The following is a 14,413-nucleotide window of genomic DNA, read 5'->3' on the forward strand; positions in this document are numbered from 1 at the left end:
AGATAATCATTTAAATTAGTTAGATATTAATTTATTTTAACTCTATCTTTTTCAAATTATTAACTTCAAAACAAAAAAGCCGCTTACTTTAGTAATGGCTTTTTTGTGGGTAATGAAGATCAAACACTAAATTGAAATACAATTCGTTACGCATTTACTGAAAGGTTGACCGCTTACATTTACAATTTTAGCATAGTTGGATTCAAATAAATGTTCCAATCTAGTGAACTTTCAAATTTGAATCAATTTAAAATATAGCATGAGTTTGTACTGTAAAGAAGCAAAGTAGGGAAAGGTATATCTCTGAAAAATCCCTAATATAAAGTTCATTTTATAAACTTACTTTTAGTTAGTTTACATAACCTTTATTATAGGTAGTCATTAAAAACAAAAATACTATGTCTCAAAAACAAAAGTTCTGTTATGTTATTGAGACGAAAAATAGAATAGTATTGATCAAATATAGATATTCCATATTATATGAGTAAATACAGTATGTTGGACCGAATGATGCTCTGATTAACACAAGATTTATCTACGTATCAGTCTAGGTTCTGTACTTCTAGTAATCTATTTATAAAAAGTCTCATATCTCAAAATAAAAAGTATTCTTGGATTTTGAGATATGAGATGAAATTTGATATTTTTAGATGTATTTCTTATGTATGCTGAATTAAATTGATATATCGTGTAGTTTAAGTATCGTCAACTGAGCTTGTACCTTCGTATCTAATACTGTTCGAGATTCTTCTAAGGTCAGTACATCAAGATACATGCTGCTTCCCTTCCAAATACTGATTAGGTAGTATTTTACCAAGAACTGATTTATGTTATCGAATGAGACTTTGATTTTGCAGCTCGTTCATACTTCGTTCTTTGTTGTAGTTGTCAGAAACGTTCGGGTTTAAGGAGTGTAAGTATGTTTGCAAACTTACACGTTCTTGTAAAAGATAATACCGATCATCTTGATCCATCTCGCCCTCCTTTTCCTAGCTGATAACTATACCTCTCTCATTTACACAGTTATACAAGATTTTTCTTCTAACGGAATGTAATCCGCCTCTTTTAGCTCATTAAAAGGGCGTAATTGTACACTGTATATCGTATCTCCCGCTGCTTTCATTCCCGAGAAAAAATAAATTTCTCCTTCTATTTCGTAGGCAGGACGTATGATTAGTCCTTTTTGACTTTCATATTGAACATGGCCAATTTCAACAATCCCTTCATTTAACAAGGCATCTCGAGCATTTGTATAGTCATTTCGAAAATCGGTATGAATCGTTTTATAAGGCATTATATCCCTCCAGCGTTTGATGAGTTGCTTTTAGCTATGTACATCCAGGTGTCTGGCATCTATTTTGAATGACATGTACGTTTAAATTCGATGTAGGAAAACATAATTCCTAGTTTGTTCTTGTTCTTTTATGGAAAAGTAACATTTGTCATGTTGTATTTATAGAGTCCAAAAAGAGTAGCACCCTTTTTAGGTACTACTCTATCTTTACGCAATTGTATATATGGTTTAATATCCAAGTATGCCGACAATTTGAGTTGCTTTGTTATTACGAATGGAATAATAAATTTCTAAGCCTTTACGTTCAGCTTTTAGTACTTTACCCTTCATTTTCGATAAATGTTGTGAAACAGATGATTGGGGTATCTCTAAAATTTTTGTTAGCTGCGAAACATTAAAAGTATTATGTTTGCTTAGCTCGTTTACAATACGTAAACGAATTGGATGCGCCATTATTTTTAAAATTTCAACATCTTCTTCAGTAATATTAGTTTTTTTTGATTCCAGTACGGTGCTTGTCATAGCTATTCTCCTTTATTACTTTCTTATAAGAAGTTATTTACCCTAGTATTCCGTATCAAAATTTTATATTTTATATATCTCAATAGATAAAAATTAATGTAACATTAATAAATTCTATAGTTATTATATAACGGATTTTCTATTCGAGTGTGAAGTTCATCTGGAGTTTGCGTGATTTTTATATATCCTAATGTACAACTGAGCGAATGTATATCTGAGGTCTGATATTATATAATCGTAAATAATAAAAATGTAAATTTCTCATATTTACCAAAGGTAAGTAATCCTTCTATTTTATTTTTCTACAATACAATTACATTCTTACAGGGGGCACCACACATCTATTAACTTAAGAATGGAAACAAGGTGTACTTTCATTTTGTGGGGTAAAGCATTCCTAAAATAGAAGCATACTCTTAATAATACGCATACCAAATAAACCCTATGGTTTTATTAAAAGGAAAGGATAGATGAACAGGAGCGTATACCTGTTTACATCTATCCTTTTTTACAACAATATGACCATATTTACTACTACAACAAGAATTTATACCACAACAAATTTTCATATAGTTATTGAACTATTTTTTAAATAACTAAATTAACCTCTTCGTTAACTTTAATTACAAATAAATGGTTCCCTTCACCTTAAATTGGATCAAATACATCTTCATTAAAAGATTCAGCATGTTATCTACCATATCTATTAAACTAGCGGTTTTTATTTTCCCTGATTCCTTTCCATTCCTAAGGTACCCAAAAGTCCACTGGATTCCCAAGGCTACCATCCACATTTTGTGCCACTAGACGTAACTGTAGATTCCTGAACAAGCTAAATCATGAAAATACACACAAAGATAGATTATCTTCCATTACATTACTGTTTTGCTTCGTTTGTATAGAAAAACTCGGAAGAACGCCACTTGTTCGATATCTCCTCAATGTGATAAGGTGTCGTCCTGCAGCATCCACCTATTAAACGTGCACCTGCTTGGTACCATTCTTCAGATTGAATATTCAACGCGTTACATTGTTCATGACCATGCCATGTTTTTGTTTCTGGATTATAAGTTTCACCAGAGTTTGGATAAACAATAATCGGTTTTTTGGTGTTTGTCCTCAACTCTTGGATTGCACCAGTCACAACGGTTACTGGCGCACAATTGATGCCTATCGCTACAATTTGTTCACTTTTCTCAAAAGCTCGTGCACACTCCACGAGTTTCATACCTTCACTAATCTCTTTCTCATTTTTTAGCGAAAAGGAAAGCCACGCATATGTTTCTGGAAACCCACGCAATAATGTATCTAATACTCTTGCTTCTTGCAGGGAAGGGATCGTTTCAAATGCCAATAGATCTGCACCTGCTTCGATTAACGCAGACATTCTCGAACGGTGAAAGTCTGCTAATGTTTTATCTGTCACACCATAGTTGCCTACATACTCTGAACCATCTGCAAGGTAAGCCCCGTACGGCCCAACTGATGCAACAACCAATGGTTTAGGCCTATTCGTTTGCGTATTTTCCTTCCAAAAATCATCTCTTGCCCTTCTTGCAAGTAACACCGTTTTCTTAATTAATTCCAAAGCTTCCTGTTCTTGTATTCCACGCTTGGAAAAACCGCTAATAGTAGCTTGATAGCTTGCTGTTATGGCACAGTCCGCTCCAGCACGAAAATAGTCTGAGTGAACCTGATAAATTAGTTCCGGATTTTCTAGTAACACTCGTGCCGACCAAAGAGGATCGTCCAAATTACATCCATGCGCCTCCAATTCTGTAGCTAATGCTCCGTCAAGAATCATAATAGAATGTTGGGATAAAATAGCTTCAATTGGGTTGATTTTGTTCGACATAATCTACGCCCCTCTTTTTTAGATTTTTTGTTAGATAATAACTTCCATAGCAAAACAAAATAAACGGTATGCCGCAATATAAGGCAATTCTCTGTGTTGGATCGAATGCAATTCCAATACACGATGCCAGACAAAGGATAAAAGAAGCAATTGGTACTAATGGATATAGTGGTGTGCGATAAATCAAGTCCTTCTCAGAATTTCCTTCTTTCAAAAATTGTCTGCGAAATAGGAACTGCGAAGCACTAATACTCATCCAAACTACAACTACTGCTAGACCGGAAATGGAAACAAGTACGATATAGACAGTATCTGGTGCCACAATACTCGAGAGCAAAGCCAAAGCTCCACCCACCATGCTGAAAATGACGGCGTTGATTGGAACACCTTGCTTCGTCATTTTCCTAAAAATTGGGGATATCATATTCTTATTAGCAAGCGACCAAAGCATTCTAGAAGAGGCATAAAGGCCTGAGTTTGCCGCAGATAAAATAGCTGTTAAGATAACGAAATTCATTATGTCAGCTGAATATGGCACCCCAATTCGTTCTAGAACTGCAACAAAAGGGCTCTCTAATACCCCCGCATCGGAAATAGGCAATAACGCAGATAAAACAACAATCGTTCCTACAAAAAAGATGATTAATCTCCACAGAGTAGTTCGAATTGCCTTCGGTATCATTTTTTCCGGGTTCGCTGTTTCTCCAGCTGCAATACCTATTAATTCTGTTCCCGAAAAAGCAAAATTAACCGCAAGCATGGTCATCATAATGGCCGTAGCACCATGGGGAAATAAACCTCCACTTGTAAAATTAGAAAAGAATGGTGCAGCTTTTGAATGAGTCATCGGAAGAAACCCTAGCATTGCCGCTACTCCTAAAACAATAAAAATCGCAATAGCTATAACCTTTATCGTTGAAAACCAAAATTCGGATTCGGCAAAAAATTTAACAGTCAGGACATTTAATACAAAGATCAAAATGGCAAAAAGAGCACTCCATACCCAAACATTAATCGATGGAAACCATCGCTTCATAAGTAATCCTGCGGCTGTAAATTCAGAACCTAAAGCAACAGTCCAAGTTAACCAATACAACCAGGCTACTGTATACCCTGTACCCGGTCCAATGTATTTAACTGCATAACTATGAAATGCGCCCGTTTCAGGCATATGTACGGAAAGTTCTCCTAAACATAGCATAACTAGATAAACCACTAGCGCACCAACCAGATAGGATAGAACTGTTCCAAATGGGCCAGCTTGTTGAATAGTGTAACCCGAACTTAAGAATAAGCCAGTTCCAATCACCCCACCAAGTGATAGCATGACTAAATGACGTGCTTGCATTTTCCTTTGAAATTCTTGCCCATTTTTGTTCTCCATTTCTACTCTCCTTTAGTTATTACCCAGAAAAAACAAAAAACGCACTCTAAAAAAGAGGGCGCTACTGACAAATAAAAACGGAAGCTCTCATCTATCAGGATTATCACCCGCTGGAATTAGCACAGTGTCTACTTAAGCAGACCTGTTGCTGAGGTTTCATAAGGCCAGTCCCTCCACCTCTCTGGATAAGAAATATTTTTTTATAACCTTATCAATCCATTCAATGACTGTCAAGATAATTCTGTTTTTTTTAAAGATTATCTATTATAGAAATACAAAAATAGAGTATTACTATAACTGCAATCCACTCCTTCTTGGGTATTATTTAAAAATCGAACATACAAAACCTCATTTATTTATGCTACGGTTCACAAGCACTTCCTCAAAACTTGATGCACTTCACACAAATTAACCAGATCCGTAAAATCAGGAACTGGTTAATTTGTGTTTAAATAATATTTTCTATAATCTTTATATAAAAATTATAAAATTTATTATATACTTGAAACAATACATATAGAGTTACCTACCAAATCGTATCCTCCAAAATAATTAGGTATTATAAAGTGGTCTCCTTTTTTAAAGAAATAGTGCTCACCTTCTTTAATTAACTCACCTTCTCCCTGTATTACACTAACAAGAAGGAAGGCTTTTTGTTGTTCCAAACTAGCTGATCCATCTAACTCCCATTTTTCCACTGAAAAATACGGACATTTAATAAAATTAGTTATACTCAAATCATCTACTTTTTCATTTTTAAATGTTAACTGATTCGAAATACATGGAGTTTCTATTACATCAATACTGCTTTCAAGATGAAGATCACGTAAATTACCTTCTGAATCTCTTCTATCATAATCATACAATCTATAGGTTGTATCAGAGTTTTGCTGTGTTTCTAATACTAAAATCCCTTTACCAATTGCATGAACAGTTCCACTCGGCACATAGAAGAAATCTCCAGGTTTCACCTTCACGCGATGCAACAGTTGGTTCCACTCTTTCTTTTCAATCATAGCCATGAATTCTTCTTTTGTTTTCGCATGATGTCCATAAATAATTTCCGCGTCTTTTATGGAATCGATTACATACCAGCATTCTGTTTTTCCTAGTTCTCCATTTTCATGTACGCTGGCATACTCATCGTTGGGATGAACTTGAACAGATAAATCTTGATTGGCATCCAAAATTTTTGTAAGAAGAGGGAAACGCTCCCCCTCCATATTTCCAAATAAATCTCGATGGTTATCCCACAATTCACCCAAAGATAGCCCTTTATACTTTCCGTTCTTAACAATACTTTGTCCATGTTGATGTGCAGCAAAAGCCCAACACTCTCCAGTTTGATTTGATGGAATCTCATATCCAAAAGAAGTTAAATGTGTTCCACCCCAAATTCTTTCTTTAAAAACAGGTGCAAAAAATAATGGTTCAGTCATGATTTGAATCCTCCATTCTATGCAATTTCATCTAGTAGTTTGTATGCTTCTGCTTTTGTTTGAACAGATAATAACCGCTCTCTATAACTATCATCCATTAGTTTTCGAGAAAGCATTTGAAGGATTTTTAAATGTTCATTTCCTTCATTTCCTTTTGGTACCGCAATCATAAATATTAACTTTGCTTCCGTTCCATCAAGGCTGTTCCAATCTATACCCGATTGTTTAATTCCAAATACCACGCTCGGTTTCCTAACGGCAGCTGATTTCCCATGTGGAATCGCAATGTTTATACCAATACCTGTAGTACTTTCTTGCTCACGGTTCATAATAGCCTGTTTAAATTCTGTCACTGAATGTAATGCACCCACCTGCTTTAACTTTTGAATCATTTCATCAATGATGTCATCTCGTGTTTCCCCTTTTAAGTCCGTTTCAATTAATTCTAAACTTGTAATATCTGTTAATTTTTTAATTTCTACCTTGTCTACTTGTTCGCCTCTTACTTGAGTCTCTCGTTCCAGTTGTTGCACTTCTATTGTTGCTGATACTTCTTTTATTTGTTCATTTTCTTGTTTTTCTAACTTTGAAACGTCTTTTTTCAATACATTTACTACAACAGCTGTCACAATAGAGCCTACAATTACAGCTACAAAAAACATAAACACATTATCTACTGCCCCTAACACTGCAACAATTGGACCACCATGTGCTACTCTGTCTCCTACATGACCGATCATCGCAATCACAGCACCCATCATCGAACCAGCCATTATACTTGGAATAACCCGAAGTGGATCTTGTGCTGCAAAGGGAATCGCACCTTCCGTAATACCAAATAGCCCCATTGTGAATGATGCTTTACCCATTTCTCTCTCTGAATCTTGGAATTTCCCCTTACCTATGAAAGTAGCAAGTCCCATCCCGATTGGTGGAATACAAATTGCTGCAGCAATTGGACCCATAATTTCATAGTTTCCTTCTCCAATCATTGCTGAACCAAATAAGAATGCTACTTTATTGACCGGACCACCCATATCAAATGAAATCATTGCCCCTAAAATTAATGCTAAGAGAATTGAACTTGACCCTTGCATACCTGCTAACCAAGCTGTTAATGATACGAAAACTTGTGCGACAGGGGCACCAATAATAAATACAAATGCTAAACCTACAATAAGAGAAGTAAATACCGGAATAATAATAATCGGCATAATTGGTTGAATCGCTTTTGGAACTTTTAATTTTTTGATTCCTAACGCTATGTAACCAGCTAAGAAACCAGCGATAATACCACCAAGAAAACCAGCACCACTTTCACTTCCGTAAAAGCTTCCTGTTGCTGCAATATACCCACCAATCATACCAGGAACAAGTCCAGGCTTATCCGCTATACTATATGCAATATATCCAGCTAGTATTGGAACCATGAACGTAAATGATGCACCACCAATTTGTTCAATAGTTTTCCAGAAAGAACCCTCCGGAATCACTAAACCCCCAGGAGTTTTTTCTCCCCCAAGTGTTAACGCAATAGCAATTAATAATCCCCCGACTACGATAAATGGGACCATAAAAGATACACCATTCATTAAATGACGATATATCGGATTTTGCTTTCTTTCCTGTTGGTTACTTTCTACTATTTTTGACTGTGAATGATAAAGAGGTACATTCCCGCTGATTATTTTCTGAATTAATTCTCCTGGTTTACGAATACCATCTTGTACCCCAACAACCAACAATTTTTTCCCTACAAATCTATCTTTATTTACGACTCTATCTGCAGCTATAATAATGCCGTCTGCTTCGCGAATATCTTGTTCCGTCAACTCATTTTCTACCCCTATTCCACCTTGGGTTTCAATTTTCATTTGGACTCCTAATTTATCCGCTGTTTTTTGCAAATTTTCAGCTGCCATATAAGTATGGGCAATCCCATTCGGACATGATGTAACCGCTAACAATTTCATTCTTAATCCTCCTCACACTTTTTACTAAGCGCCTACACTTACTATAAATTAATATTACGACGTCAAAAGTTTCATTTTTTACCGTAACTTCCGGAAAAATAAACCTTTTACCCAAGCGAAAAACGGGTTATTTGATTCTCCACTTTTCGGTTAATTATGTAAAAAGGACAAAAATTTCATTACGTTTGTTTCTTTCGTAAGCTTTTGAATAAAGGATGGTTGCTCACTTATAAAGGATAGTTCCTGAAACAATTGTTTCGTTACCTCTTGTCCATCACTTTTAACTGCTAGCATAAATACAAGTGATACCTTCTCTTCTCCCCAATCAATTGGTTCCTTTAATGTAGCAATTGCAATTACTGATTCTTGAATAAATTTTGGATTGCCATGAGGAATCGCGATTCCTGCCCCAATCGTTGTTGCTGACATTTTTTCTCTTATGATTGCATTTTCTGCATACTCTTTATCTACATACCCCTTACTATGCAAAGCATACGCTAACTTTTCAATTAGCTCATATGGGTGCTGTATATCCTGTTGTAAAAACACTAAAAATGGAGATGTATAGTTGAACATAACAAAGTCTTTTTGTTCTTTATAACTTGGCTCATCATAATTTTGTATAAAATCCCCTAGCTTCTTTTCTTCTGGCCCTTCTAATAATGGGGATACTACTATATGAGGAATGTCTAATCTTGAAAGACTAGTAGTTGAAATAACGAGATCCACATCACGATGTTTCATTATATAACTTTGTAAATCTGCTTTTGAAATACAGTCCATCACATGGATATGACGAAATTTACGCTCAATTTTTGTACGTAACAACTGCGACATGCCAATGCCCATATGGCAAACAATAATTACATTTTTAGATTTTTCCTGGTAATTTAACCGTTCAACAGATGCTTCAAAGTGTAGAGTAAGATAAGCCGCTTCTTCTTCTGGAATATATATATTTTGAGATTCATTTATCTCTTCTAATACTTGTATCAATACATTAAACACATAGGGATACATTCTCTTTATATCGTGTAACATCGGATTAGAGACAGAAAGATCATAGCTTAGGCGATTCAATGCGGTATATAGATGAATCGTTAACCCTTCAATTAAAATTTTGTCTTTACTGAAATCAATTTCATACAACTGCGACATACGTTTAACTAATTGCTGAATAACCATAGAAAGGATTGGATTACTTTCAGTAAGTGTGCTATCCTGCATTGGTTTATCTTGATAACGGATTTTCCCACCTAAAATATGAGCTGTTAAATACGTAACTTCTTCTTCTGTAAAATGAACTGAAAAAACACATTCCAACTGTTTTAAAAATTCCAATGTCCATATATATTCTTTTGTTTCTTTCAGTATTTTAATTTCCTTTTCAGCATTTAAAATAGGTTGTTTAAGTTTCATTCTCCGTACCATGAGCAATGTATGCACTAATAAACTTTCAAATGTATCATCTGTAAAAAACAATGCATTTCGTTTTTGTAACGCTTTCAATTCGTTCGTAACAAATTCAACCTCATGATATTGAAATTGTTCTTTAATAAATTGATTCGTAAGATCAGAATTACGAATCAAATCTGATAATCTAGCCAATGCTCTTCTTTTTTTTTTCATTTCCATCAATAATAAGTCCAACTCGCTGTTTTGAAACAATGGTTAAATCAAAATGATGTAACCATTTTTCAATTCTATCTAGATCTTTTTTTATAGTCGTTCGACTTACAAAATGTTGGGATGCCATATCCTGTGCAGTAACTGCCTTTACATTCATTAATAAGTTGTATGCAATTTGTAGAATTCTTTCTTCATCTGATTCATACTTTGTGCGATTATTAATACAATAAAGTTTATTAAACAAGTCCACCTTCTCATATTCCTCAATCTCTAAGTACACACCTAATCCCGGTTTCCTAACAAGAATCGCACTTGAATAATTCGCAAGGTGCTCCTCAATTATTTTAAAGTCATTACGAATTGTTTTTTCAGAGCAATTCACCTTATCAGCAAGGTCTTGTACTAATGAATAGTCGTTAGATTCAGATAATAGTAGAAATAAAATTTCTTTTTGTCTTGTATTCATAAATTTCACCTATCTCTTATATCTTTCTATGTTATATGCATTACTTTACAAGATACTTTTACCCTCTCTTATAACTAGCAATTTCAATTAATTATACTCATTTTCAAATTTTAGTTACCTTACGTTAAAAATTCTTATTTAGAATTAATTATTTTTCTCGATACTCCAACATCGTTTCTATATTAAGTATCTTCAGCAACTAAGAAGACAATTAATTTCAATATACCGTAAATTATCCCAATTAAAAGTTTAATTTATTACCAAGGCTCCGGAAAAGCTGCTTTATTTCTGTACCGAAATAAAATCCTGTATTAGTAGTTTTTTTATCTACATAATTAATTTTAATCTCTCTTCTAGAATCTCCCTATCTGATTGTGATTTTGAAATTACAAGACATGTATCATTTCCACAAATACACCCTACTTTTTCTTTCCATTCTACAGAGTCTAATAACACACCTATAACATGTGCATTACCCGGTAAAGTTTTAATAATGGTTAATTGATTTATATAATCAATCTTTACGACAACTTCTCCCAACTTTTTCTTTAACATCATATCAGTTTGTATATTATCTCCTGTGAAGTTTTTATATATTGTTAAACCGTTTGAAGAAACTGTCTTTATTATATTTAATTCGCGAATATCTCGCGAAATAGTAGCTTGTGTTACAATTTCCCCCTTTTTTGCTAACAGCTCTACTAACTTTTCTTGTGTATCTATTTCATGCTCTCTCACCGCTTGTTTAATTAGCCTTTGTCTTTTCTCTTTTCTCATAAAAGACGCCCCTTATATCGTTATACTTTTATTATATCTTGGCATAAATTTTATTCGAAAGAGGCAAAGGAGAATGTTGCGGAAACGTTCATAGTTTTGAGTACTTTACGCCCCTATAGAAGCAGTTCACATCCATCAACTTAAGGATGTGAACTGCTTTTTATGAATCTGGATAAAAAAAGAAATATCTTTATTCGCTGAAGAGCTATATTGATATATAAGTACTAACCTTCAATTACCAATCTATCCATTGCAATAAAATATGATAGGTTGTAACATCTACCAGTATTTAATTAACGAACATTGTTTAAATCATTTCAACTAATATTTAAGAGGAACATACAATGAATAAAATAAAAAGGTTACTAAAACGTAAAACGACTTGGATAATTCTTATTCTATTTGTATTTGTTTATGTAAATAACAGTTCTTTTTTTGCTGAGAGGGCCGATGGGACTCCTCTTCTTCTTGCTCACCGAGGGCTTTCGCAAACATTTAGCATGGAAGGGATTGAGGGTGATACATGTACAGCTGAACGTATAAATAAACCTGAATATCCTTATTTAGAAAATACAATTCCATCTATGGAAGCAGCATTTAAAGCTGGGGCTGATCTAGTAGAGTTTGATGTTCAACCAACTAAAGATAATAATTTTGTTATTTTTCATGACTGGACTCTTGATTGCCGTACTAATGGTAAAGGTGTCTAAGGCTTCATTATATAGAAAGCTATCAGAAGGGAAACAATAATCATTCCTTATTCCGTTAAAGGACTATATAACAGAATAAATTATTGTCAAAATTAGAATTTTTTGAAATAATCGTTATTAAGTTGAAGGTGAGCGATTGCAGAAAAAAGTGATACGACTTTCTCTTACTTAAGAATTGTGGAATAATTAAAAAATCCGATTAATTATATTCCGAAAGGGTGTGTGTAAAATCTTATCAACTAATGTTTTTACTTATAAATCTAAGGATGGAAAAACAATAATAATTAGAGAAGCTAAAGAACAGGATGCGGAAAGAATGCTAGATTCTGCTTCAAAAGCTTTAATAAACGCTCCATATATGCTAAGTACGGTTGAGGATATAAAAAAGGTGAGTATTGATGTTATTCAAAAAACGTTAAAAACTTATCATGAAAATCCAAATTATGTACAGTTTATTGCTGAAGTTGATGGTAAGTTAGTCGGTGCAATAGATTTTAAGAACGGAAACAAAGAAAAAATTAGTCATCAAGGGGCTTTTGCGATGAACATACTACCTGAATATCGAAATTATGGTATTGGAAGATCTCTTCTAGAAACGTTAATCAATTGGGCTAAAAATAACAGTAAGATTGAGAAAGTCTGTCTTGAGGTAATGGAAGATAATCTAGGTGCAATCCAGTTATATAAGAATCTAGGCTTTTTTGAAGAGGGTAGAAAAGCAAAGGGTGTAAAATTGGATGGCGGCTATCAAGATTTAATATTAATGGCTTTATTTGTTTGAAATTGAACATTATTCAACAATAGGGAGCTTTAATTGAGTAAGAAAAAAAGCCTAATTTCTTCACATTAAATTGAGAAATTAGGCTTTTTAATATTGAAATTTCCTTAACGTTGTAAATCCGCATTTTCCTGACGCTACCCCATGCCCATCAACTTAAGATTTTTATAATACCCCAAAACAAAAAAATTGCCCATTTTCGCCTGAAGATGTCAATTTTCTCGTTTTGGGGTATTTGTTTGTCTTATCTTGATGGATGTGTGGCTGTACCCCTTAAGAGTATCCTGATATTACAAAAAAGAACTAAGATGTTTCATCCTAGCTCTTTTTTAGCAATATCAACTTATTATATACATTCCTCAATCATTATTTTACCTCATTGGCAATAAAGAAATGCTCACATACACTTGAAATACGTTTTAAATCCACATTGCCACCTGAAATAACCGCTACTACTTTTTTACCCTGTACATATTTATCAACTTTTCTTGCAAGAAGAGCGGCTGTAGCTAACGCTCCTGCTCCTTCTACGACAGCCTTTCCGCGTTGCAATAAGTCTTTCATCGCTACTTCTAATTCTTCTTCCGATACAGTTACAATGTCATCTACTAGGTTTTTTACAATTTCAAAGGTTAAATTTCCAGGTATTTTTACTGCACAACCATCCGCTATTGTTGGAGCTTTATAATGTGATACAATTTCTCCAGCATCATAAGAAGCTTTCATACCGTGTACGTTTTCAGCTTGAACTCCAATAATATTAATGGAGGGATTAAATGATTTCAGTGCTACAGCAATCCCTGAAATAATTCCTCCTCCACCAATAGGTACAATAACAGTATCAACATCCCACATATCATCCAGAATATCTAACCCAATTGTCCCTTGGCCAGCCATTACTTCTACATCATCATATGGATGTAGGTATGTTTCGCCTGTTTCTTTTATAATCTCTTCACATTTTGCTTTTGCATCATCAAATGTATCACCGTATAAAATAACTTCAGAACCATATCCTCTCGTCGCATCCACTTTAGCTTGCGGTGCAGAGGTTGGCATCACAATTTTACTTTTGATACCAAGTAAATGAGAAGATAATGCGACACCTTGTGCATGGTTTCCAGCTGAGCAGGCGATTACACCACGTTCTTTTTCTTCATTTGTAAGTTGAGAAATTTTATTAAATGCACCACGAAACTTGAATGAACCTGTTAACTGCATGTTTTCCAACTTTAAATAAATTTCTCCACCGGTTTTACTGGTTAAATAGAAAGATTTAACCAAAGGCGTTTTTCTAGCATTTCCATCTAAAATTTTTTGTGCATTTTTTATATTCCCAATGTTGAGTGGTAAAATTTCATTACTCATATTAACACTTCTTTCAATGGCTTATAATCTAACTCTAGTGTTGCGCCTAAATTCTCATAAGTTATCGTACCCTTGTAAATATTTATCCCCGTTGCTAAAGCCGGTTTATTTTGGATTGCATTCTCTAATCCATTTTTAGCTATTTCTAGTAAATACTCAATATTTCCATTTGCCAACGCCATAGTTGAAGTACGTGGGGTGGCACCAGGCATATTTGG

Annotated in this window: 10 protein-coding genes, 3 pseudogenes and 1 riboswitch; of the genes and pseudogenes, 2 read left to right on the forward strand and 11 right to left on the reverse strand. The window is 34.2% G+C overall.

Going from position 1 to position 14,413, the window contains the following annotated elements; translation table 11 throughout:
- Positions 1-830: 830 nt before the first annotated feature.
- The 9 genes and pseudogenes from MRP26_RS27725 to MRP26_RS27765 all read right to left on the reverse strand — a co-directional run bounded on the left by MRP26_RS27725 (position 831) and on the right by MRP26_RS27765 (position 11,339).
- Positions 831-974, reverse strand: a complete 144-nt coding sequence (locus tag MRP26_RS27725; protein ID WP_242807259.1) for a hypothetical protein — start codon at positions 972-974, stop codon at positions 831-833.
- 41 nt (positions 975-1,015) lie between these two features.
- Positions 1,016-1,294, reverse strand: coding sequence for a hypothetical protein (locus tag MRP26_RS27730; RefSeq protein WP_242807260.1), 279 nt, complete (start codon positions 1,292-1,294; stop codon positions 1,016-1,018).
- A 228-nt stretch (positions 1,295-1,522) separates the two neighbouring features.
- Positions 1,523-1,816 (reverse strand): ArsR/SmtB family transcription factor, encoded by a 294-nt coding sequence (locus MRP26_RS27735; protein WP_000204906.1) that lies wholly within the window; start codon positions 1,814-1,816, stop codon positions 1,523-1,525.
- A gap of 877 nt (positions 1,817-2,693) precedes the next feature.
- Positions 2,694-3,671: a homocysteine S-methyltransferase gene (gene mmuM, locus MRP26_RS27740; protein ID WP_242807261.1), complete on the reverse strand. Its 978-nt coding sequence runs from the start codon at positions 3,669-3,671 to the stop codon at positions 2,694-2,696.
- Positions 3,646-5,055, reverse strand: coding sequence for an S-methylmethionine permease (gene mmuP / locus MRP26_RS27745; RefSeq protein ID WP_242807262.1), 1,410 nt, complete (start codon positions 5,053-5,055; stop codon positions 3,646-3,648). The genes mmuM and mmuP overlap by 26 nt, the downstream gene beginning before the upstream one ends.
- An 84-nt stretch (positions 5,056-5,139) precedes the next feature.
- Positions 5,140-5,247: riboswitch (SAM riboswitch) on the reverse strand.
- A 302-nt stretch (positions 5,248-5,549) separates the two neighbouring features.
- The gene (manA, locus tag MRP26_RS27750; protein ID WP_242807263.1) at positions 5,550-6,494 is read right to left on the reverse strand and encodes a mannose-6-phosphate isomerase, class I; all 945 of its coding nucleotides are present in this window, start codon (positions 6,492-6,494) and stop codon (positions 5,550-5,552) included.
- A gap of 17 nt (positions 6,495-6,511) precedes the next feature.
- A complete protein-coding gene (locus MRP26_RS27755) occupies positions 6,512-8,467 on the reverse strand; it encodes a PTS fructose transporter subunit IIABC (protein WP_242807264.1) in 1,956 nt (651 codons plus the stop codon).
- A gap of 150 nt (positions 8,468-8,617) precedes the next feature.
- Positions 8,618-10,562, reverse strand: a pseudogene (locus MRP26_RS27760) (BglG family transcription antiterminator).
- Positions 10,563-10,889: 327 nt separating this feature from the next.
- A complete protein-coding gene (locus MRP26_RS27765; protein ID WP_097892248.1) occupies positions 10,890-11,339 on the reverse strand; it encodes an arginine repressor in 450 nt (149 codons plus the stop codon).
- Between the two features lie 344 nt (positions 11,340-11,683).
- On the opposite strand from MRP26_RS27765, the pseudogene MRP26_RS27770 reads away from it, so the two are divergent.
- Both MRP26_RS27770 and MRP26_RS27775 read left to right on the forward strand, forming a co-directional pair.
- A pseudogene (locus MRP26_RS27770) lies at positions 11,684-12,046 on the forward strand (glycerophosphodiester phosphodiesterase family protein); the annotation flags it as partial.
- 223 nt (positions 12,047-12,269) lie between these two features.
- The gene (locus MRP26_RS27775) at positions 12,270-12,830 is read left to right on the forward strand and encodes a GNAT family N-acetyltransferase (protein WP_242807266.1); all 561 of its coding nucleotides are present in this window, start codon (positions 12,270-12,272) and stop codon (positions 12,828-12,830) included.
- Between the two features lie 363 nt (positions 12,831-13,193).
- Here MRP26_RS27775 and tdcB read toward each other — a convergent pair whose 3' ends face one another.
- Positions 13,194-14,195, reverse strand: a complete 1,002-nt coding sequence (tdcB, locus tag MRP26_RS27780; protein WP_144488912.1) for a bifunctional threonine ammonia-lyase/L-serine ammonia-lyase TdcB — start codon at positions 14,193-14,195, stop codon at positions 13,194-13,196.
- Positions 14,192-14,413, reverse strand: a pseudogene (locus MRP26_RS27785) (alanine dehydrogenase); the annotation flags it as partial. The pseudogene MRP26_RS27785 and the gene tdcB, both read right to left, overlap by 4 nt.

The sequence above is a fragment of the Bacillus sp. CCB-MMP212 genome (assembly GCF_022748145.1).
GTDB lineage: Bacteria > Bacillota > Bacilli > Bacillales > Bacillaceae_G > Bacillus_A > Bacillus_A cereus.